Annotated in this window: 20 protein-coding genes; 9 read left to right on the plus strand and 11 right to left on the minus strand. The window is 34.0% G+C overall.

Translation table 11 applies throughout. The annotated features are described in order from the left end of the window. The first annotated feature begins 142 nt into the window (after positions 1-142). Positions 143-1,924: an acyl-CoA dehydrogenase C-terminal domain-containing protein gene (locus tag MZO21_RS10180; protein WP_248101465.1), complete on the plus strand. Its 1,782-nt coding sequence runs from the start codon at positions 143-145 to the stop codon at positions 1,922-1,924. 62 nt (positions 1,925-1,986) lie between these two features. On the opposite strand, the gene MZO21_RS10185 is transcribed toward MZO21_RS10180, so the two are convergent. Next, complete coding sequence (locus MZO21_RS10185) at positions 1,987-2,169, minus strand: hypothetical protein (protein WP_248101462.1); 183 nt, start codon at positions 2,167-2,169, stop codon at positions 1,987-1,989. A 163-nt stretch (positions 2,170-2,332) separates the two neighbouring features. On the opposite strand from MZO21_RS10185, the gene MZO21_RS10190 reads away from it, so the two are divergent. Next, positions 2,333-2,830, plus strand: coding sequence for a phosphate-starvation-inducible protein PsiE (locus tag MZO21_RS10190; RefSeq protein WP_248101459.1), 498 nt, complete (start codon positions 2,333-2,335; stop codon positions 2,828-2,830). Positions 2,831-2,866: 36 nt separating this feature from the next. Here the strand turns inward: MZO21_RS10190 and MZO21_RS10195 are convergent, their stop codons facing one another. Beyond that, positions 2,867-3,334: an RcnB family protein gene (locus MZO21_RS10195; RefSeq protein ID WP_248101456.1), complete on the minus strand. Its 468-nt coding sequence runs from the start codon at positions 3,332-3,334 to the stop codon at positions 2,867-2,869. 179 nt (positions 3,335-3,513) lie between these two features. On the opposite strand from MZO21_RS10195, the gene MZO21_RS10200 reads away from it, so the two are divergent. Then, positions 3,514-3,966 (plus strand): hypothetical protein, encoded by a 453-nt coding sequence (locus tag MZO21_RS10200; protein WP_248101452.1) that lies wholly within the window; start codon positions 3,514-3,516, stop codon positions 3,964-3,966. A gap of 114 nt (positions 3,967-4,080) precedes the next feature. Here the strand turns inward: MZO21_RS10200 and MZO21_RS10205 are convergent, their stop codons facing one another. Beyond that, entirely contained in the window at positions 4,081-5,544 is a 1,464-nt protein-coding gene (locus tag MZO21_RS10205; protein WP_248101450.1) for a phospholipase D-like domain-containing protein, read from the minus strand. A gap of 113 nt (positions 5,545-5,657) precedes the next feature. Further along, positions 5,658-7,721: a zinc piracy TonB-dependent receptor ZnuD gene (znuD, locus tag MZO21_RS10210; protein WP_248101447.1), complete on the minus strand. Its 2,064-nt coding sequence runs from the start codon at positions 7,719-7,721 to the stop codon at positions 5,658-5,660. Positions 7,722-7,848: 127 nt separating this feature from the next. On the opposite strand from znuD, the gene MZO21_RS10215 reads away from it, so the two are divergent. The 3 genes from MZO21_RS10215 to MZO21_RS10225 all read left to right on the plus strand — a co-directional run bounded on the left by MZO21_RS10215 (position 7,849) and on the right by MZO21_RS10225 (position 10,935). Further along, positions 7,849-8,613, plus strand: coding sequence for a DUF4184 family protein (locus tag MZO21_RS10215; protein WP_248101444.1), 765 nt, complete (start codon positions 7,849-7,851; stop codon positions 8,611-8,613). Between the two features lie 164 nt (positions 8,614-8,777). Next, positions 8,778-10,562: an aspartate--tRNA ligase gene (gene aspS / locus MZO21_RS10220; protein ID WP_248101441.1), complete on the plus strand. Its 1,785-nt coding sequence runs from the start codon at positions 8,778-8,780 to the stop codon at positions 10,560-10,562. A 154-nt stretch (positions 10,563-10,716) separates the two neighbouring features. Then, complete coding sequence (locus MZO21_RS10225; protein WP_248101439.1) at positions 10,717-10,935, plus strand: hypothetical protein; 219 nt, start codon at positions 10,717-10,719, stop codon at positions 10,933-10,935. Between the two features lie 16 nt (positions 10,936-10,951). On the opposite strand, the gene MZO21_RS10230 is transcribed toward MZO21_RS10225, so the two are convergent. Together MZO21_RS10230 and yibB are read right to left on the minus strand one after the other, a co-directional pair. Then, positions 10,952-11,872: a hypothetical protein gene (locus tag MZO21_RS10230; protein ID WP_248101436.1), complete on the minus strand. Its 921-nt coding sequence runs from the start codon at positions 11,870-11,872 to the stop codon at positions 10,952-10,954. A gap of 8 nt (positions 11,873-11,880) precedes the next feature. Further along, a complete protein-coding gene (yibB, locus tag MZO21_RS10235) occupies positions 11,881-12,747 on the minus strand; it encodes a protein YibB (RefSeq protein ID WP_248101433.1) in 867 nt (288 codons plus the stop codon). 83 nt (positions 12,748-12,830) lie between these two features. Between yibB and MZO21_RS10240 the strand changes: the two genes are divergently transcribed. Both MZO21_RS10240 and MZO21_RS10245 read left to right on the plus strand, forming a co-directional pair. Further along, positions 12,831-13,811: a glycosyltransferase family A protein gene (locus MZO21_RS10240; RefSeq protein WP_248109598.1), complete on the plus strand. Its 981-nt coding sequence runs from the start codon at positions 12,831-12,833 to the stop codon at positions 13,809-13,811. 223 nt (positions 13,812-14,034) lie between these two features. After that, positions 14,035-14,382, plus strand: coding sequence for an acyltransferase (locus MZO21_RS10245; RefSeq protein WP_248101423.1), 348 nt, complete (start codon positions 14,035-14,037; stop codon positions 14,380-14,382). Here the strand turns inward: MZO21_RS10245 and MZO21_RS10250 are convergent. From MZO21_RS10250 to rfbB, 5 genes are read right to left on the minus strand one after another with little or no spacing between them, the layout of a single operon-like run. Beyond that, positions 14,359-15,192 carry a glycosyltransferase family 2 protein gene (locus MZO21_RS10250; RefSeq protein WP_248129635.1) on the minus strand — a complete coding sequence of 278 codons (834 nt, stop codon included), beginning with the start codon at positions 15,190-15,192 and terminating at the stop codon, positions 14,359-14,361. The two genes, MZO21_RS10245 and MZO21_RS10250, sit on opposite strands and share 24 nt — an antisense overlap. A 14-nt stretch (positions 15,193-15,206) precedes the next feature. Beyond that, complete coding sequence (locus tag MZO21_RS10255) at positions 15,207-16,325, minus strand: DegT/DnrJ/EryC1/StrS family aminotransferase (protein WP_248101417.1); 1,119 nt, start codon at positions 16,323-16,325, stop codon at positions 15,207-15,209. After that, positions 16,325-17,182, minus strand: coding sequence for a WxcM-like domain-containing protein (locus MZO21_RS10260; protein WP_248101414.1), 858 nt, complete (start codon positions 17,180-17,182; stop codon positions 16,325-16,327). Before MZO21_RS10260 ends, MZO21_RS10255 begins: the two co-directional genes overlap by 1 nt. Further along, positions 17,169-18,062, minus strand: coding sequence for a glucose-1-phosphate thymidylyltransferase RfbA (gene rfbA / locus MZO21_RS10265; RefSeq protein ID WP_248101518.1), 894 nt, complete (start codon positions 18,060-18,062; stop codon positions 17,169-17,171). Before rfbA ends, MZO21_RS10260 begins: the two co-directional genes overlap by 14 nt. An 8-nt stretch (positions 18,063-18,070) precedes the next feature. After that, complete coding sequence (rfbB, locus tag MZO21_RS10270) at positions 18,071-19,123, minus strand: dTDP-glucose 4,6-dehydratase (protein ID WP_248101411.1); 1,053 nt, start codon at positions 19,121-19,123, stop codon at positions 18,071-18,073. 174 nt (positions 19,124-19,297) lie between these two features. Between rfbB and MZO21_RS10275 the strand changes: the two genes are divergently transcribed. Then, on the plus strand, positions 19,298-20,176 hold the full coding sequence (locus MZO21_RS10275; RefSeq protein ID WP_248101408.1) for a lysophospholipid acyltransferase family protein: 879 nt from the start codon (positions 19,298-19,300) through the stop codon (positions 20,174-20,176). Positions 20,177-20,197 lie beyond the last annotated feature (21 nt).

Raw genomic sequence — 20,197 nt, forward strand, 5'->3', positions numbered from 1 at the left:
AAAAAGGACAGTCATTGAATTGGCCGTCCTTTTTCTTTATAAAAGATATGAAAAATTAATCCTTTGGTCTTCTAACAAGATATAAAAACTTGCTTTAGACTGATTAAAATACTGAAAAACAGACAAAAAATGGGTGACCAATATGCCAATTTATAATGCACCTCTAGCAGATATGAAATTCATCCTAAATGATGTATTTAATGCAGAGCAATTCTGGCAAGCCAATGAAAACCTGACTCATGTTGATGCTGCAACAGCAGAAGCAATTTTAGAAGAAATGGCAAAATTTGCTCAAAATGTAACTCTACCTTTAAACCGCACAGGTGATGAAGAAGGTGCAACATATAGCAATGGCAATGTAAAAACACCAGCAGGCTTTAAAGAAGCATTCAAACAATATGCTGAAGGTGGTTGGATTGGATTGGCTGCTGACGCTGAATGGGGCGGTCAGGAAATGCCTAAAATGCTGACAGTACTTGCAGATGAAATGTTATTTGCAACAAATCCATCTTTCATGCTGTATCCCCTACTTTCTGTTGGTGCAGGCATGGCACTTAGTAGCTACGCATCTCAAGAGCAAAAAGAAACGTATTTACCAAAAATTTATTCAGGTGAATGGTCAGGCACTATGTGCTTAACAGAGCCACATGCAGGTACAGATTTAGGCATTATTAAAACTAAAGCTGAACGCAATGAAGATGGTACTTATAACATCACAGGTACAAAAATCTTCATTACAGGTGGTGACCACGACTTAGCAGACAACATCATTCACCTTGTACTTGCTAAAACACCAGATGCCCCTGCTGGTTCACGTGGCATTTCGTTATTCATTGTGCCTAAATTCTTAGTTAATGCAGATGGCTCATTGGGCGAACGTAATGCAGCAGGTCCTGGTTCTATCGAACATAAAATGGGGATCAAAGCCTCTGCAACATGTGTAATGAACTTTGATGGTGCTAAAGGTTATCTTGTTGGCAAAGAAAACGAAGGCTTAGCTGCAATGTTCGTCATGATGAACTACGAACGTTTATCTATGGGTATTCAAGGTTTAGGTGCTTCTGAGTTTGCTTACCAAAACGCTGCACAATATGCGACAGATCGTTTACAAGGTCGTAGTGCGTCAGGTGCTCAATCACCAAATAAGCCTGCCGATAGCATTCTCGTTCATGGTGATGTACGTCGTATGTTATTAAATGCACGTGCAAATAACGAAGCATCTCGTGCATTTGCTGTGTATGTTGGTCAACAACTTGATATCACAAAATTTTCAACAGATCCTGAAGCGGTTAAAGCTGCGAACGAACGTGTTGCGCTACTCACGCCTATTGCAAAAGCGTACTTAACAGATACAGCTTTCAATGCAACTTTAGATGCTCAAATGTGCTTTGGCGGTCATGGCTATATTCGTGAATGGGGTATGGAACAATGTATTCGTGATTTACGTATTGCTCAAATTTACGAAGGAACAAATGGCGTTCAATCACAAGATTTAATTGGTCGTAAAACCATTAAATGTAATGGTGAATATATTGCCGAATACGTTCAAGAAATTCGTGACTTTGCAAATGATTTAGACGCAGACTTAAACTTTATTAAAGATGCAACTTTAGATGCAGCAGCAGAAGTTGAAGCTGTAACTCAATACATTTTAGAAGCAGCAAAAGAAAATACTGAATTCCCGAATTCAGCAGCAGTAGATTACTTACATGCTGTGGGCTTACTCAGCTTCTCTTACATGTTTGCACGTATTGCAAATGCAGCAAAAGATAAAGATGGCGAGTTCTACCAAAACAAATTATCGCTTGCAATTTATTTTGCACAGCGCATTTTGCCTGAACTTTCACTTCGTATTACTAAAATTAAAGCAGGTTCAGATATCATTATGAACTTCAGTGAAGATTACTTCACAAATCAGTCTTAATTTTTCTTAAGACAATAAAAAAAACGCCTGATCATTCAGGCGTTTTTTTATGATGAAATATTTTATAACTTTTGAATCATAATGGTTGATGACTGTGAATTTACAATTTTAATCACACCACTACTTTGTAACGCATTACAAAGTTCTACGACTTTTTGCATTTCATCTTCACGAATCCCTGTCCCTAAAATTAGCTTTTTACCAGAATTTAAAGTGTCAATTTTTGTTTGAATCTTATCTAACATTTCTTTCTCCTTATCAATACTTTAGTCATAACATAAATTACAACAAATTAGTTCAAATAAAATACTATTTTTTATTATTTTAAAGTCATTCAATTTCATCAAATGTGCATGAAATTTGCTTATCTTTTAATAACGATAACTTAAACAGATATTAGGAGGACGCATGTCACATAAAAATCCCAAAATTGAAAAAATTGAAACCCTCCTTGACCGCTTTGGAAATCTTGCTGTAGAAGGCTTTCACTACATTGCTCTATTTGTAATTGGCTGTATGGTGATTTGGTCTGCGGGAAATACAGTTTTTGAAATTTTAACCATTAAAAAATTTGCAACGATTGATGACATTCTTCTACTTTTCATTTATTTAGAGTTAGGCGCGATGGTCGGTATTTACTTTAAAACCAACCACATGCCTGTACGCTTTTTAATTTACATTGCTATTACGGCTTTAACACGCTTACTTATTGCAGATATTCAGCACGATCATAAAGCAGATATGGGACTAGTAATTACAACAGGTTCTATTTTAATTCTTTCCTTTGCTATTTTAATTGTTCGTTATGCATCTTGGACTTATCCATCTGTTATGCGAGAAAAACATCCTGAAAAACCAATAACTTCAGATAATCCTCCTCGCCCACAAGATGACGAACTTGCATAATAAAAAATCCCGCCAAATGTGCGGGATTTTTTATTTTTAATTTGGCTCTAAAATATAGCGACCATCTTCATAAATCCAATGCATACCGCTTGGCGGTGCAGGTAAACCTAATTCACGCCAATTGGTAATCACAATTTTAGTCGAACTTTTAATTTGTGCGACATTTGGATCTCCATTCACCCAAGTATAAGTTTGATGATTTACCGTTGTATAACTTGGCGCCTGATAGTTCAAACTAACACCACCATGAGGATAAACATGACCTGACGGTGGAAATGGACGATTAGGTGGATAATGTGGATATCCATGATTTGGATAACCTTGGTTTGGATAGTTTGGTCGATGCTGTGGATAATGTAGTGGCTGTTGTGGATAATTTGGTCGATGTGTATTACCTACATTTACACCAATTGAAGCATTCCACTTTGGAGTATTTGCCTGCACCAAAGAAGGCATAAATAAAAATACCATAGTACTTAGTGTAGCCATTCCTATGCTTTTCATTGCACACCCTCTTAAAGTTTATTTCATTATAAATAATAGTTTAATTTAAAAAATGAAGAAAAAATCAACAATTACATATTTTTTGTAATTCAACATCTATCTGCTTTTCTATAAATATCAACCCATAGAATGAACAGAGTTATGTTAAAATTATTTTATTTGTATTGGATCAAATCTCTGTGTCTGATTTAAGTTTTGACCGTTTATATGAATTCTTCTGCAAAGTACCAAGTGTTCAAAAAGCTTTCATCGACTCTTATGGTTCCGATGGAAAACACAATTGGTGGTTTAAGTTCCAAATTAATATTGAACACGACCTCGCTTGGCAAACCGTACAAGAACTTGGACATGTATTAAATTACATTTCTAAAAATGAACGTCTTCCAACACAATTTTTGCCTGTATCCCCGCCACCTTATATGAATGGTGAAGCAAAGCAGTTTTTATGTTGGGTTATTCAATGTAATCATGTAGATTTCCCACCTGACGTTGTCTGCGATTGGTTAGAAGCTCGTTTACCAAAACCTATTGAAGATGAAACTCAATGGAAAATTAAAACAGATTTACATGAATTAGATAATATTTCTGACAAAGATTTAGATGCGATTGTTCCGCCAAATCCTAAGTCTTAAGTAATCTCCCTAAATCCCTCTTTATTAAAGAGGGACTTTCCCCCTTTTTTAAAGGGAGGTCAGGAGGAATTTCCTCTCCTTTTAGGAGAGGGTTAGGGAGAGGTAAAGCACAGATTAAAAAGTAGACCAACCACTCCACTCCATAAAGCGGTAAACACCATATTTCAATTTAGATTCATCTGCATATTTCGCATATTCAACACTCATATTACGACCTTCTAAATTAGACCAAGCTGTATTAAAAAAGCCTTGAGCATCTTTAAAGACATCTGCTTGTGTTGAGCCGATGACCCGTAAATTAGTTTCTAAATTATAATTTTTCAAATTACGTGCTGTGAAATTTGCAGAACCCAAAATTATTTCAGCTTGCTGAGTATTTGATTTAATCAACATTTTGCTGTGGCACTGCTCGCCTTGTGTATTACACCAACGAACAGTAACGCCTGCATCATTTAATTCCGCAGCAACTTGGCGGTTTGGAATACCATTTTTTTCACGCCCAAATGCATCTTTGTTTGGATCTAGTAAAACACGAACATTCACACCACGCTCTTTTGCAGCAATTAAGGCTTTCACAATCTGACGTTCAGACAAATAGAACATTGCTAAATCAATGTTCTCATTCTTTTTGGCAGATTCAACTATCTTTAATGTTGCATCTAAAATAGCTTTTTCAGTTAAAACTTGTACTTGCGGTAAGTTTTTATCGCCATCAAAATCACCAATTACAACGCCTGACACGTCACCTTTCGACATCATAATTACAGTTTGTTCTGTTTTCAGCACATCAATTGCAGTATTACCATCAACAACTAATGCAACATTTGAATGACGCGAACTCCCATCATGTGGATTCATAGAGGTGACTAATGTCTTCCAACCGTCTTTGGTATCTACAGTAATGGTTTTTCTATGATTGGCTTTAAAATTAAATAAATTAAAATAGCTTCTTAACGTGATTTTTTCATCACCAAATGGATTAGCTAACCAACCTCTTTCTGTTGTGTTTCCTAAACCTTGGCAGCAGATATACCATAAACCTGACCAAGCAGGATTTGATGCACGCAATGGCGTTAAATCTGTTTCAATGAGATCAATTCCACCTTGGCGTAACTGACGATAATTATTTGGTAAAGTCCCACCATAAACAGAGTTAATCGGATCTGTAATAAATTTAATTTCAATATTTGGATGAAAGATTTTTTTATTTATCAGTGCATCGGTAAGCTGTTGCGTTAAGTCTTGCTGTTGAACTTTTGATGCGCCTACTTCTTTATTGAACAAGAACATATCAATCACAATCGTAGTTTGTGCATCGTCTATGAGCTTTAGAATTTCTTTAAATATTTTTTGATCTTGCTGTTGTTTACCATTGGCATCAATGTAAGTTTGATCTGCTAAAAACTGCACATTGGCATGAAGTAATTTTCCTGTGAAGTTTAAACCTTCAGGGATTGACTTGTACGTATGATAAATTGCCGAACATAAATATGTGACAGCCAATAACCCCAATGCAAGCCCAATATATTGCTTACGAGACCAATGTAATTTTTGATGAATTTTTTTAAAGATACGCATAAGAAAAAACCTAACCCAATATGCTCAGGCTAGGTTTTATTCTTTGCTTTTTCAAGCAGTTTTATGTTTTATCGCCATCTACTCTCTTAAATTTTGATAAAACATGCACTCACTTAAAAACTGAAGTCTACGCCAACTGTAAAATTACGACCCACTTGTGGAATGTTCGATAAGAATGATGCGTGTTGATATACATCTTCATCTAACAAGTTATTCGCTTTAAAGTAAACGCTATAGCCTGTGTCTTGCGCATATTTACCTGCATAAGCCACACCTAAATTCACCATGTTATAACCGCTTGTTTCTTGCTCGTATGCTGAAATACGATCTTGTTTAAATACATGTGAATATTCTGCTACACCTGTCCAACCATCCGCAAAATCTACATCTACTTTAGTACCAACACGACCTGCTGGAACACGTGGTGCATTGTCAGCTTCAATTTTTCCACGAACAGCATCACCAAATGCGCTTACTTTATAAGTGTCATTAATTGCATAACCTACTTGCCCTTCTACACCATAAAAACGAGCTTTGTCTTGTGTGTAATCAACTAAACGGAAATTTTCATGACGGTCAGTCGTTGCCGCATAAATATAGTTGTCATACCAGTTATGGTAAACATTCATGCTGTAATCTAAAGGACCATTTTCATAACGCAAACCAAGTTCTAAATTATTTGATTTTTCAACATCTAAATTTTCATTACCACGTTCATAAGTATTGGTCGCAAGATGTTTTCCATCTGCAAATAACTCTTGTGCAAGCGGTAAACGTTGTTGATGTGAACCTACCAAAGATAATGTGTAATTTGGTGCAAATGCCCAATTCACAGCAGCAGAACCAGAAAATGCTTGATCGCTATAATTCTTTTTATTTGATTCGATATCAATCGTTTGATGATCTACACGCGCACCCAACTCAATATGAAAGTCATTAATTTGTTTATGTTCTAAAGCAAATAGACTCCATTTTTGTGTTTTCGTTAGTTCAAGAATTGATTCTTCACCTGTAATGTCTAATTTCTGCTGAGTATATTGTGTTCCAAATACACCTTCCCAACCTGCAACTGGGTTGTGAACCAACTCTAAGCGACCATCGTAACCTTTGCTCTTAAAGGTTGTTGCAACTTCATTGCCTTCAATTTCGTCATGCTTATAGTCTGTATAACTTGCATGTGCACGTAATTTTGAAAAACCTGCAAATGGATCTGCTAATTCTGAACGGAAATCATAACGCTCTGTTTTTAAATCTACCCAAGGACCTGCTTCATGCTCTTCATGATCATGTCCGTGAATATGTCCTGTTCCTGTTCCATGATTATGATCACATTCAATTTTATTTCCATGTGGATGACATGACTCATATTCATGGCTATGACCTGGTAAGCCATATTGATCTTGACGATTACTATATGAAATACCTGTGAATCCACGGTCATTAATCCAAGATAAACCTACATTTACAGTTTCACCTTTTGCAAAAGTATTTCCTACACGACGTTCTTTTTCTAATTCACCGTCATGATCGTGGTAATAATTTGGTGCGATATATGCATTCGCATCACGTTTTAAACCTTCAACACGTAATGCAATTTGATCTGTTAAACCAACAGTTACACCACCACTTGCAAGTTTTTCATCACTACCTGAGTTGTAGCGTAAACCAACTTGCCCTTCATAACCCTTTTCAGGCATTTGCGTTGGAATTTTATTATCCGTTACGTTAACCAAACCACCCACCGTACCTGCCGAATAAAGCAAAGTAGAAGGTCCACGAATGACTTCAATTTGTTTAGCTAAAATCGGATCTACAGTTACAGCATGGTCAGGAGACAAAGTTGAAACATCTGCTGTTTCAGAAGCATGTTGTAAAACTTTTACACGTGGACCGTCTTGACCACGAATAACAGGACGGCTTGAACCTGAACCATATTGATTTGTATGAACACCTAACTGACCATCCAAAGCATCACCAATTGTTGGCGCACCTGTTGAAAGTGTTTTCTGCCCAATCACATTATCTGTCGCAGCAAAGTCTGCAGCCGTTTGCGTCAACGGATGCGCTGTAGATTTTAAAGTTTCTAATTGTTGTGCTTGTTTATCATCTTGTGCAAAAGCAACGGGCGTAAAGGCAGCTAAAATAGATAGCGTGAGCAAATTCTTATGAAAGGACATGTCTAAAACTCAGGTTAGATCGTTTTGATTTTGTTATATTATAACATTACTCATTTTATGCAAGATATTTGTGCATTTATTACAATTCAATTAGTCTGCTCAATATCCTTTTTTTGAAATATTGATTATGCCTTTTACGCTTGCTCACACAGTAATTGCATCACCTATTTCAAAAATATCAAAAAACAAACTTCCAATTGCAGCACTTGTTATTGGCAGTATGACACCAGATTTATTTAGACTTTTTTCCAATTCAAGCGGTTTAGAAACACATACTTGGACTGCTATTTTTTATCCTAATTTATTTTTAGGATTAGCATTTTGCTGTATTTGGTATGGCTTATTTCGCCCAACTTTATATTCATGTTTATCACTGAAAGATGACCTAAATATTTCAAACATTTTATATTTTTGTAGACTTTTAGGATTGATCTGCATTGCTTTAATCATCGGTAATACAACACATATTTTATGGGATGGATTTACCCATTTAGATTCAAGGACTTTAATTTATCTCCCATTTTTTGAATCTACAATTTCATTATTTAATCGACAATATTCTTATTCGTTCATATTACAAATTGTATCTTCAGTTTTACCCTTGCCTTTTATTTTTTACATGATTCAGCAATATTATAAAAAGCATAAAACCCCAAATATCTCCCTAAAAAATCAGCAAATATTTATTCTATGTAGTTTAGCTTTAAGTATATTTATTGGATTCATTGCTTTAAGTGATTACGCTTCACAAATTTCATATGAAGTTTGGCTCAATCATCAATATTATTTTTTAGGCAGAATGCTCAACAAATTTACTCAAGCTGCATTAATTTGTTTTTCATTATGTAGCATCGTTTATCAATATAAATATTTCAAAAAAAATCTTGAATAAGGCACGCCTTAATTAAAATTTTAAAAATTTAAGCTCAAGCTTGAGCTTTTTACTTTGACTTGTTGTGACAAAATGTCCAAAAAGAGGCATAATTCAATATTCGAAAGCGGTGCGCTGTTTACGCATTCGCTCGCCTTAAACCATATAGTTGGATTGTTTACGCTATGATGCGAACTCATTACTGCGGTTCTTTAACCGAAGCTCAAATTGACCAAACCGTAACTTTATGCGGTTGGGTACACCGTCGCCGTGACCACGGTGGTGTTATTTTTCTTGATATGCGTGACCGTGATGGTCTAGTTCAAGTGGTTATTGACCCAGATACTCCTGAAGCATTTTCAACAGCGGATAAGGCTCGTTCAGAATTTGTATTAAAAATTACAGGCCGTGTACGTCGTCGTTACGAAGGTACTGAAAACGCAAATATTACTAGCGGTCAAATTGAAGTATTAGGCAAAGACATTGAAGTTCTTGCTGCTTCTGAAACTCCGCCATTCCCATTGAATGACGAAAACACAAATATTTCTGAAGAAGTACGTTTGAAATATCGTTTCCTTGATATTCGTCGTCCTGAAATGTTAGATCGTTTACGTTTCCGTTCTAAATTAACAAACCTTATTCGTAACTATTTCGAAGACAATGGTTTCTTAGATGTTGAAACTCCGATCTTAACGCGTGCAACTCCTGAAGGTGCGCGTGACTACTTAGTTCCAAGTCGTGTTTCTAACGGTAGCTTCTACGCGCTTCCACAATCTCCACAGCTATTCAAACAGTTGTTGATGGTTGGTGGTATTGATCGTTACTACCAAATTGCTAAATGTTTCCGTGATGAAGACTTACGTGCTGACCGTCAGCCTGAATTCACACAAATCGACGTTGAAACATCGTTCATGAGTGACGATGACATCATGGATTTAATGGAAACTTTAACAGTTAAGATGTTTAAAGAACTTCTTAACGTTGAATTCGATAAATTCCCACGTATGACTTATAACGATGCAATTCGTGACTATGCATCTGACAAGCCAGATATGCGTATTCCTTTGAAACTTGTTGACGTTGCAGACATGATGCAAGACGTTGAGTTCAAAGTATTCGCAGGCCCTGCAAAAGATCCTAAAGGTCGTATTGTTGCTTTACGCGTTCCTGGTGCTGGTGCACTTCCACGTAGCCAAATCGATGAATATACTAAATTCGTTGGCATCTATGGTGCAAAAGGCTTGGCATACATCAAAGTTAATGAACTTGAAAAAGGTATTGAAGGTCTTCAATCTCCAATAGTTAAATTCATCGAGCCAATCGTGCTTGATTTGTTGAAACGTGTTGGTGCTGAAAATGGTGACATCGTATTCTTTGGTGCGGACAAAGCTAAAGTTGTAAATGATGCAATGGGCGCTTTACGTATTAAAGTCGGTCACGATATGAAGCTTGCAACTTGCGAGTGGGCTCCACTTTGGGTTGTTGACTTCCCAATGTTCGAAGAAACTGATGATGGTAAATGGACTTCTGTTCACCACCCATTCACGCTTCCCAAATCTAGCGTTGAAGAAGTGAAGAACAATCCAGGTGCTGCATTGTCTGTTGCTTACGATATGGTATTGAATGGTACTGAAGTTGGTGGTGGTTCATTGCGTATTCACAACCTAGAAATGCAAAAAGCAATTTTTGAAGCTTTAGGTATTAATGAAGAAGAAGCAGAAGAGAAATTTAGCTTCTTGTTAAATGCATTGAAATTCGGTGCGCCTCCTCATGGTGGTTTAGCATTTGGTCTTGACCGTCTTGTAATGTTGATGACTGGTGCATCTTCCATTCGTGACGTGATTGCTTTCCCTAAAACGAAAACTGCTGAATGTCCATTGACTCAAGCCCCAGCTCCAGTTGAATCAAATCAATTGCGTGATTTAGGTATTCGTTTACGCGAAAAGCCTAAAGCTGAAGAGGCTAAATAATTTTTTACTTCCTTCTTTTTCTCCCTTTGGGAGAAATATAAAGAAGGAATAAAGAGAAAGGCCCTGCTCTTGCAGGGCTTTTTTGTTGCATTGAGTCGAAAGAACATCGGTGGCATAATAGCCCTCACTTTCCATGTATTTGTGAATATCTCCTATGGCTATGCGTCCTGAAGTTCGTCGTCGTGCAATTGTTTTAATTATCTTTGCTGTCGTACAGTGGTTATTCATGCGTCATATTGTAGATAATCAGCTATTTAATTTAACAACATATGACCGTATTGTATTTTTCTCTTTAAGTAGTATTGGTGGTGCTTTTGTTATTTTTGTTGGTTTGATTTATATGGTGTTAAAAGGCAATACGGAGAAGGAATAATTCACTTCTCCATTTTTTATAAATACTTATTTTGAAAAATATACTCTAAATCCTTATGTCTATCATACTGATGTATAAACATTGGAATCGTCTTATTACTGTTTAATACATAATTTTCTTCATTTAATATGACCTCATTCATATTCATTACACCTAAAGTTGCAATTTCCGAATCTAATGGCTGACACAAATTAATGTTTGAAAAAACACCTTCATATAAAAGTTTATTATGAATTCCTTGATCATAGTTTGATCGAACCATAGTGTAATATGGCAATTCCATAAACTCATTGAGCATCGTTTCAAGATAAAATTTGATAGACTTATAGTCACCAAATGTTACTCCCGCACAAGAAATTTGCTTATGTGAAATCTCAGAAAGTTTTGTTTTACCATACACATCGCTGATCCATTTAATATGAAATGAATCATTACCTAACAATAGACTTTTATCCTCCATACCCAAAAAAAGCCCTTGACAATTCAACTTACTTAAATCACCTTGAACAATCACATCTCTTGTGTCTGTTAAAACAACATGTGTAAAATGATTTAGTTTCAAAAAATTAGAATAATCAAAAAAACGTGAAACATGTGGAGGCGCAAAATAATAAATAAAATCTTTTTTGAGTTTTGGCTCTCTTAAAACAATATACTGACTTAAATAGCGTATAATTTTTTTACAATTTTTTCCAAAAGCATTTGAACTACTAAAAGTACCAATTTTAGTAATTACAAATCGCAATTCGAAACACTCACTATATTTATTCTTAAAATATTCTTGATAGATATCTAACTGATCATCATTTACAAAAAGCACAACTACTCCACCAAAATTAGTCAGTAAAATACTATTTAAAAATAACTCTACTTTCTGAGGCTCATAGCCTGTAGCAGCACCCATTATTACAGGATTAAAATTAGAATACTTTTCCATAAAAATTACTACCAAAATTTTATAGCTGATTTTATCTTATCTAGAATACTATTTGTTTGACTATATATTTTAAATATAGCAAACCAATTATTCTTACCTAAATAGTTCAATTGAATCATATCTGGTTTTTTAAGTTTAGATAGTAAATATACGCCTTGATCATCATCAACAATATTTTGATCAAGTAGTTCTAACTGACTAGTTAAAATTAGCTCATAAAATTTAGGCCATAGTTGAACACTTCCAACTATCCCACCCCCAATAATAAAAGGCACATTGCCTAAAATGGAGTTTAATACATTTTCTTTCGTAAAATGATACTTCTTATGTATGGTAAATAGGTGCATTTTTGAAGTATCAAAACGATAATTCCATAGTGTAAGGTTATTTAAAGTCTTAATGTCCCTGCAATAACCAAAGTCTATCCAAGCAACTAAGTCTGTGGATACTAAATTATTTTGTATTGAGTCATTAACAAAATAAGATTTTAAATTATTAACTAATACATAAGGCGGAGACCAATACTCAGGATTACATAATTGTTCACTTGCAACCTTACTACGAAACTCCTCATTTTTTTGAATTTTTTCAATTCTGTTTAAGAAAAATTTAAATTTCTCCTTAATATCAATCGTAATTACTATTGTTTTTTTCCCTTCACGAATCTTTAAAATTTTGTCAACAAATTCCTCTGAGGTATAAACAATAAAAGGATTTTCTAATTTTGCAAGATTCTTAAAGTACTCAAAATATCTATCTGTCGGTCTATGTAAATATCCCGGATGTCCTTGATCTTTTGTCCAATCACCGCGACCAATATCAAAAAAAGCCGTAACTATAGTAATACCCTGATCAATACGTGAAAAATCATTCATAAATTTAGAGCAATATTGATAATAAATGCATTATAATTCAAAAAATTAATTAAATATAGCTTGTGCTATACCATGGGACAAAGATGAAAATTGATTATATTGCGATAATCACGCCTCTATACAATGAGGAAAAAAATGTCATTAATTTTATTAACCACTTAGAATTACAAACAAATCATAATTTTCATTTATATTTTATTAATGATGGATCTACAGATTCAACATTAAATTTATTACAACAAAGATTATTAAATTCCTCATTAAAAGTAACAATAATTAACCAAAACAATCAAGGTGCTGCTGCTGCAAGATTAAATGGGATAAATCAAGCTAATGAAGAATATTGTTTAATCGTTGATGCTGATGACTTAATTTCAAATGATATGGTTGATACGATTTTATCAACACTAAATTATTTTAATAATATTGACACTATTGTTCCTGAATTAATGATACAAAAACAAGATAAGAGTTATGATCCATTACCTTGTTTTGATCACTCTAGAAATATATATACGGGTTTTGAATGTTTAAAAAATACGATTGGTAGTTGGAAAATCTCCGGTATAATGTGTAGTAAAAAAGAGATTTATCTAAAAAGTTATAATCAATATCATCAATTCAACCATAAACGGGAAAATTACCTTAACAATGATGAAATAATTACTCGGTTAAATTTTCTAAATTCAAATAATGTGCATCGCATTTCATCTGCATATTATTACCAATATAATCAAAATTCCACTACAAAAAAAATTAATATAAACAGATGTTTTTTAATCAATAATGCTATTATTTTACACCAATTATTAAATGATTTAAAAATCACAGATAAACTTGATAAAGAATTAATCTCCACAGTTTGGGGAACTAAAAGAGCATTCAGTAAAAACTTTAGAAATATTACCAATAAAAAAGAATGGTTAAACAGTTTAACTTATGGCTATAACTTTATTAGAAATAGTCAGATTTATACTCGCTTAAATTTTAAAAATAGAATTAGACTTTTTCGATTATTTTTATTTATTATATTCTCATCAATCAGATTAAAGTGGTCCAAATGAATTTCTTAAAATCATATAACAAAATTAGATATTTTTTTACAAAAAGTTTATTTCTGATTGCCTAAATTTAAAAATTAATCAGGAATTTTTTTATCCTGTAATTTTCACTGGCAAAGGTGAAATAAATATCCAAAACTCCCAATTAGGAGTTTGGCCATCCCCATACTTCTATAGTACAACTGGATACTTAGAAGCAAGAACCAATTCTGCAAAAATTTTAATAATGAATAATACCGCTATTAATAATAATTTTTCGATTATTGCAGACAAAACATCCATAACAATTGAGGAAAATTGTTTGATTGGTCCTAACCTATTTATTACAGACTCAGATTTTCATGGTCTAGAAGTTGAAAATCGAAATAATGGAAATTATGTATGCTTACCTGTACATATTGGTAAAAATGTATTTATAGGAGAAAATGTTCGCATTTTAAAGGGAGTTCATATTGGCGATGGTGCAGTCATTGGAAATAGTTCTTTAGTGACAAAAAATGTACCTACACATACAGTATATGCAGGGAATCCAGCTAAATTCATTAAGAAGCTACTTACGAGTGAAAAGGAATAATCTATATTCTAAATAAATTCTTACTTTAAATAATAAGGCTAGTAATTTATTTTCTTCCTTAATTTCTGGAAGTAATAAGCGTCTTTTTATAATAAATTTTGCTTGAGCATATAATGGCTCACCCATATATTGATCCAATATTTTACTCATCTCCTCATACATGAATTTTGAATTAGAGCTAATATTAGTATCATGCTTTCGATAGTTAATTAAAACCTCTGGTATATAAACCATTTTTTTATTTAATTTTGAAATTCTAAGTAAAAGATCCCAATCTTCTACTTTAACATTAGGATTATAGCCACCAGCTTCTTTTAATGCATTTTTTTCGAACATTTGGGAAGAAGCTGGTAAATCATGCTTAGTTAAAATAATATCATCAAAATTAGATTCAGAATACTCTCGCACTCGTGAAAATATTATTTCATTTTTATCATTAATAATATTTACGCCACCAAATACCCCTACAATATCAGGCTTAAAGGCACTCACTTGTAACTTTGTTTTTTCTGGAAGCATTTGGTCATCAGAAGCTAATACACTAAAGTATTCCCCATTAGCCCATTCTAAAGCTTCATTTAATGTATTACTTAAGCCTTTATTAGGACGATCGCGAAATTCAAAGCGAGTAAATTTTTGCTCACACTCTACAATCATTTCTTTTATTTTATTTACTGATTGATCTGTTGAACCATCATCAATGATTATTAATTCTATATTAACATAGGTCTGATTAAGAACACTTCTAATACTATCCTGTACATATTCAGCGTGGTTATAACACGGAATTACTATAGTAACTAAAGGCATATTAAATAATGTTATCATTGAATCTCAAACTCATTACAAAGTTGAATAACTTTTTTTGCATCTTCAATCATCAAAGTTGGTCCTATCGGCAAACTCAAAATTTCGGCATGAATTTGCTCAGAAATTGGATAACTTAAATTATTCCATTCTTTATATGCCTGCTGTTGATGTGGCGGAATTGGATAATGAATTAAAGTTTGTACATCATGTTCTGCTAAATACTCCTGTAAGGCTTCACGATACTGAGTACGTATCACAAATACATGCCAAACATGTTGAGAGTGATTAAAAGTCTCATGTTTCACGTACGGTAATGTAATAAGTGGATTATTTATACCCTCTATATAAAGATTTGCAATTTGACGTCGAATTTTTGTTTCATCATCTAAATGTTCTAATTTTACATTTAATATAGCAGCTTGGATTTCATCTAATCGGCTATTCACTCCCACAAATAAGTTCTTATATTTTTCATGTGACCCATAATTTCGTAATGCTTTTAGCGTCTGTGCTAACTCAGCATCATTTGTCGTAATAGCTCCAGCATCTCCTAGTGCACCTAAATTTTTACCTGGATAGAAACTAAAACCAGAAGCATCCCCCCAGTTACCCGCTTTTTTATAATCTAATTGAGCACCATGACTCTGAGCTGAATCCTCTAAAACCAATAAATCATGGCATTTTGCAATTGCCATAATTTCTGACATTTCTGCTAATTGCCCATACAGATGAACAGGTAAAATAACCTTAGTTTTAGGCGTAATAGCAGCTTTAATTTTTTGAGGAGCAATATTATAAGTATTAATATCTGGTTCGACTAAAACTGGCGTTAAATTATTTGCTGTTATTGCTAAAATACTTGCTATATATGTATTTGAAGGAACTATAACCTCATCACCTTCTTTTATTTTGCCAAGTTCCTTCCAAGCACGTAAAGTTAAAGTTAATGCATCCAAACCATTAGCCACACCAATTGCAAATTTAACCCCACAATAATTTGCAAAGTTTTGTTCAAATTGTTCTAACTCTTTACCACCAATATACCAACCAGAATCAATAACGCGAGTACAAGCACCAATTAATTCATCACGATACTGTTGATTGATATTTTTTAAATCTAAAAAAGGAATCATTATTCTACATAACCTTTTATAATCGCAGGATTACCCACTACTATGGCATTAGCAGGGACATCTTTTGTTACTACAGCGCCAGCTCCAATCAATGCATTTTGACCAATATTAATTCCTGGCAAGATGGTAGCATTTGCTCCAATGCTTGCACCTTTTTCTACAATTGTCTGAGGGAAATTCTCTGGGTACTGTTTTGAGCGAGGTTTTTTATCATTCGTAAAAGTAACACATGGCCCAATAAAGACATTATCTTGCAAGGTGATCCCATCCCAAATAAATACACCCGATTTTACCGTAACATTGTTACCAACAATTACCTCATTTTCAATAAGCGTATGCGCACAAATATTACAGTTATCTCCAATTTTAGCTCCCGCTAAAATTACACTATATTGCCAAACACGTGTATTTAATCCAATTTTTTGTGTTTTAACATCAGATAAAGGATGGATAAAAGGTTTATGTATCTCCTTTAAAAACTCATCGTAACCACGAATATAATCAGACTCTTTATAATGATCACTAGCCACGACCAATAGTATGCAATCATCTGAAAAATCATGCATTTCATGCCAAATAAGTGGAGGAATTCGCAATCCTTTATTAGAGTTTTCTAGCCATACCTCTTGCTTTTCCATTCCACTATCCATCACCATTTTGCATTTCCCTTTTAAACAAAAGGCAATTTGATGAAGTTCTTTATGAGCATGAAATCCACGAGGAATATCGGACTGAGTATTAAAAATGTAATAAAGTCGTTTTACATCAAAAGGAATATTCTTATTTGATTCAATTACAACTAATGAACCTCTTTCATCACCTAAATCAGGCAACTCAACCCACTCAATTAAACTCATTACTAGTTCCTTGCTCTACTAAAGAAATCAAATATTGACCATAATTATTTTTATTCATACTTTGACCAATATTCATAACTTGCTCATTACTGAGCCAACCGTTATTCAATGCAATTTCTTCTAAACAAGCGACTTTATAACCTTGTCTTTTTTCAATCGTTTCAACAAATTGTGCAGCTTCAAGCAAACTCGAATGTGTTCCTGTATCTAACCATGCAAACCCGCGCCCAAGTAATTCTACATTTAAATCGCCACGCTCTAAATAGATCTGATTTACTGTAGTAATTTCTAACTCACCACGAGATGAAGGCTTAACTCTCTTTGCTATTTCAATGACATCATTATCATAAAAATAAAGTCCTGTAACAGCAAAATTAGATTTTGGCTTTTCGGGTTTTTCTTCTAAAGATATTGCACATTTTTTTTCATCAAATTCCACAACACCAAAACGTTCAGGATCTTTAACTTGATATCCAAAAACCGTCGCTCCTTTCTGTCGAGCTACAGCTTGTCGTAACATTGGAGTGAAACCCTGACCATAGAAAATGTTATCACCTAAAACTAGACATACATTACTACTACCAATAAAATCTTCACCAATAATAAATGCTTGTGCTAAACCATCTGGGCTAGGTTGAATTGCGTATTCTAAACGCATACCAAATTGCGAACCATCACCAAGAAGGCGTTTAAATCCCTCAATATCATCTGGTGTACTTATAATTAATACATCTTGGATTCCAGCCAACATCAATACTGATAATGGATAATAAACCATTGGCTTATCGTAAATAGGGAGTAATTGTTTAGATACTCCTTTTGTTATTGGATACAGTCTTGTACCAGATCCACCCGCAAGAATAATCCCCTTAGTATTTATACCTAAATTCATCTTTTCACCTTTTGGTAGCTACCATCTTTAATATGGCAACACCAATCTTGATTATCTAAATACCATTGCACTGTCTTACGTAATCCTGTTTTAAATGATTCCTCAGGAACCCAGCCTAATTTACGTTGAATCTTACTTGCATCAATTGCATAGCGAATATCATGACCAGGTCTATCTTTCACATACGTAATTAAATCTTTATATTGGTTTACACCATCGGGCTTATTAGGTGCTAACTCCTCTAGCAACTCACAAATTCCATGCACAACATCTAAATTCGCTTTCTCATTATGACCACCAATATTGTAGGTTTCACCTACCACACCTTCGCTTACAACTTTAAATAAAGCCCGAGCATGATCTTCTACAAATAACCAATCACGAATTTGCTGCCCATTACCATATACTGGTAATGCTTTCCCTTGTAGAGCATTTAAAATCATTAAAGGAATTAATTTTTCTGGAAAATGGTAAGGTCCGTAGTTATTTGAACAATTCGTTAACAAAACTGGTAAACCATAGGTACGATTCCAAGCACGAACTAAATGATCAGAGCTTGCTTTTGATGCTGAATATGGCGAACTTGGTGAGTAAGAAGTCTTTTCCGTAAATAAACCCGTTGTGCCTTCCAAATCACCATACACTTCATCTGTTGAAATATGATGGAAACGAAATTTTTGTTGTTTAGTTTCTTCTAAAGAATTCCAATAATGACGACTTGCTTCTAGAAGTTGGTACGTACCAATAATATTTGTTTCAATAAAGGCAAAAGGCCCAGTAATAGAACGATCAACATGCGATTCTGCTGCCAAATGCATTACCGCATCAGGTTGATAATCTACGAATAATTGATCTAAAGCGGTTCTATCGCAAATATCTGTCTGGCTAAATGTATAACGCTCATTTTCGGCAACAGAAATAAGAGACTCTAGGTTTCCAGCATAAGTAAGCTTATCTACGTTTAGCACTTCATGATTGGTATTTTTGATTATATGTCTTATAACTGCCGAACCAATAAAGCCAGCACCACCAGTAATCATTAAACGCATTTAATGTTCCCAAACTTAAGTATATTTATTCAATGAATAATAACAAAAAATCCACCTTGAAAAATGTATTTTCTCTTTTCTTTAATACTAAAAGAACAATTAATCCATATTGTAAAATAGTACCTCTTAACAAATTTAAGTTATCATAAGTAAAAGCCCTATTTTACTCATTACATGAATACACTTTCTATTTTTCGCTACATTCCAGAAAGCATTATAAAAGCATCTGCAAAACTTCTTGCTATGTTTATCAACACTCAAAAAACAAGCGGAATGTTATGGAAGACGCGTGTGAATATTTCTCTCTGTTACCCTAGTTTAACAACTATAGAACAAGAAAAATTAGCAAAAAAAAGTGTAACCAATCAATGCTTATACTACGCTAATGCTTTCAAGTGTTTAGCTATGCCTATTGAGTGGAATCTCAATCAAATTAAGAATGTTTATAATTTAGATACGCTAACAGAAGCGTTAGCTGATGCTAAAGGTACTTTAATTATTATCCCTCATTTAGGTAATTGGGAAATTTTAAACCCCTGGGTTCATCAATATGGCACACCCACCATTATGTATAAACCTATACGAAATAAAACCATAAATGAATTTATTTTAGCCTCAAGAAATCAATTAAATACAACCATGGTTCCTACCGATTCATCTGGTGTAAGAGCCTTATTTAAAAGCCTTAAACAAGGTGGATTTAGCATCATTTTACCAGACCATGTTCCAGCACCCTCAGGTGGAATTATTGCCCCATTTTTTGGAATAAATACACTTACAAGCACACTTGCACCCAAAATGATTCAAAAAACGAAATGCTGTGTAGTTTCAATGATTTGTGTAAACTCGGAAAATGAGGAGGGATACAGTATTTATCTCAATGATGTAGGCGAGCAATATCCTGAAATCTATAATTCAGATATAACAATTTCAACTACAGCAATAAATAAAGTAGTCGAAGATCTCATCAATCAATTTCCTGAACATTATATGTGGGGATATAAGCGCTTTAAAGGATCGGAAGAAACTAAGGAAATTTATCAGCAACAATAACTACGATATAAATTTATAGTT

Origin of the sequence: Acinetobacter portensis, assembly GCF_023158935.1 — a bacterium.
Taxonomy (GTDB): domain Bacteria; phylum Pseudomonadota; class Gammaproteobacteria; order Pseudomonadales; family Moraxellaceae; genus Acinetobacter; species Acinetobacter faecalis.

Coding starts and splice junctions, on each gene's coding strand:
- MZO21_RS10180 (WP_248101465.1), top strand. CDS start 143: ATGCCAATTTATAATGCACCTCTAGCAGATATGAAATTCATCCTAAAT.
- MZO21_RS10185 (WP_248101462.1), bottom strand. CDS start 2,169: ATGTTAGATAAGATTCAAACAAAAATTGACACTTTAAATTCTGGTAAA.
- MZO21_RS10190 (WP_248101459.1), top strand. CDS start 2,333: ATGTCACATAAAAATCCCAAAATTGAAAAAATTGAAACCCTCCTTGAC.
- MZO21_RS10195 (WP_248101456.1), bottom strand. CDS start 3,334: ATGAAAAGCATAGGAATGGCTACACTAAGTACTATGGTATTTTTATTT.
- MZO21_RS10205 (WP_248101450.1), bottom strand. CDS start 5,544: ATGCGTATCTTTAAAAAAATTCATCAAAAATTACATTGGTCTCGTAAG.
- znuD (WP_248101447.1), bottom strand. CDS start 7,721: ATGTCCTTTCATAAGAATTTGCTCACGCTATCTATTTTAGCTGCCTTT.
- MZO21_RS10215 (WP_248101444.1), top strand. CDS start 7,849: ATGCCTTTTACGCTTGCTCACACAGTAATTGCATCACCTATTTCAAAA.
- aspS (WP_248101441.1), top strand. CDS start 8,778: ATGATGCGAACTCATTACTGCGGTTCTTTAACCGAAGCTCAAATTGAC.
- MZO21_RS10225 (WP_248101439.1), top strand. CDS start 10,717: ATGGCTATGCGTCCTGAAGTTCGTCGTCGTGCAATTGTTTTAATTATC.
- MZO21_RS10230 (WP_248101436.1), bottom strand. CDS start 11,872: ATGGAAAAGTATTCTAATTTTAATCCTGTAATAATGGGTGCTGCTACA.
- yibB (WP_248101433.1), bottom strand. CDS start 12,747: ATGAATGATTTTTCACGTATTGATCAGGGTATTACTATAGTTACGGCT.
- MZO21_RS10240 (WP_248109598.1), top strand. CDS start 12,831: ATGAAAATTGATTATATTGCGATAATCACGCCTCTATACAATGAGGAA.
- MZO21_RS10245 (WP_248101423.1), top strand. CDS start 14,035: ATGAATAATACCGCTATTAATAATAATTTTTCGATTATTGCAGACAAA.
- MZO21_RS10250 (WP_248129635.1), bottom strand. CDS start 15,192: ATGCCTTTAGTTACTATAGTAATTCCGTGTTATAACCACGCTGAATAT.
- MZO21_RS10255 (WP_248101417.1), bottom strand. CDS start 16,325: ATGATTCCTTTTTTAGATTTAAAAAATATCAATCAACAGTATCGTGAT.
- MZO21_RS10260 (WP_248101414.1), bottom strand. CDS start 17,182: ATGAGTTTAATTGAGTGGGTTGAGTTGCCTGATTTAGGTGATGAAAGA.
- rfbB (WP_248101411.1), bottom strand. CDS start 19,123: ATGCGTTTAATGATTACTGGTGGTGCTGGCTTTATTGGTTCGGCAGTT.
- MZO21_RS10275 (WP_248101408.1), top strand. CDS start 19,298: ATGAATACACTTTCTATTTTTCGCTACATTCCAGAAAGCATTATAAAA.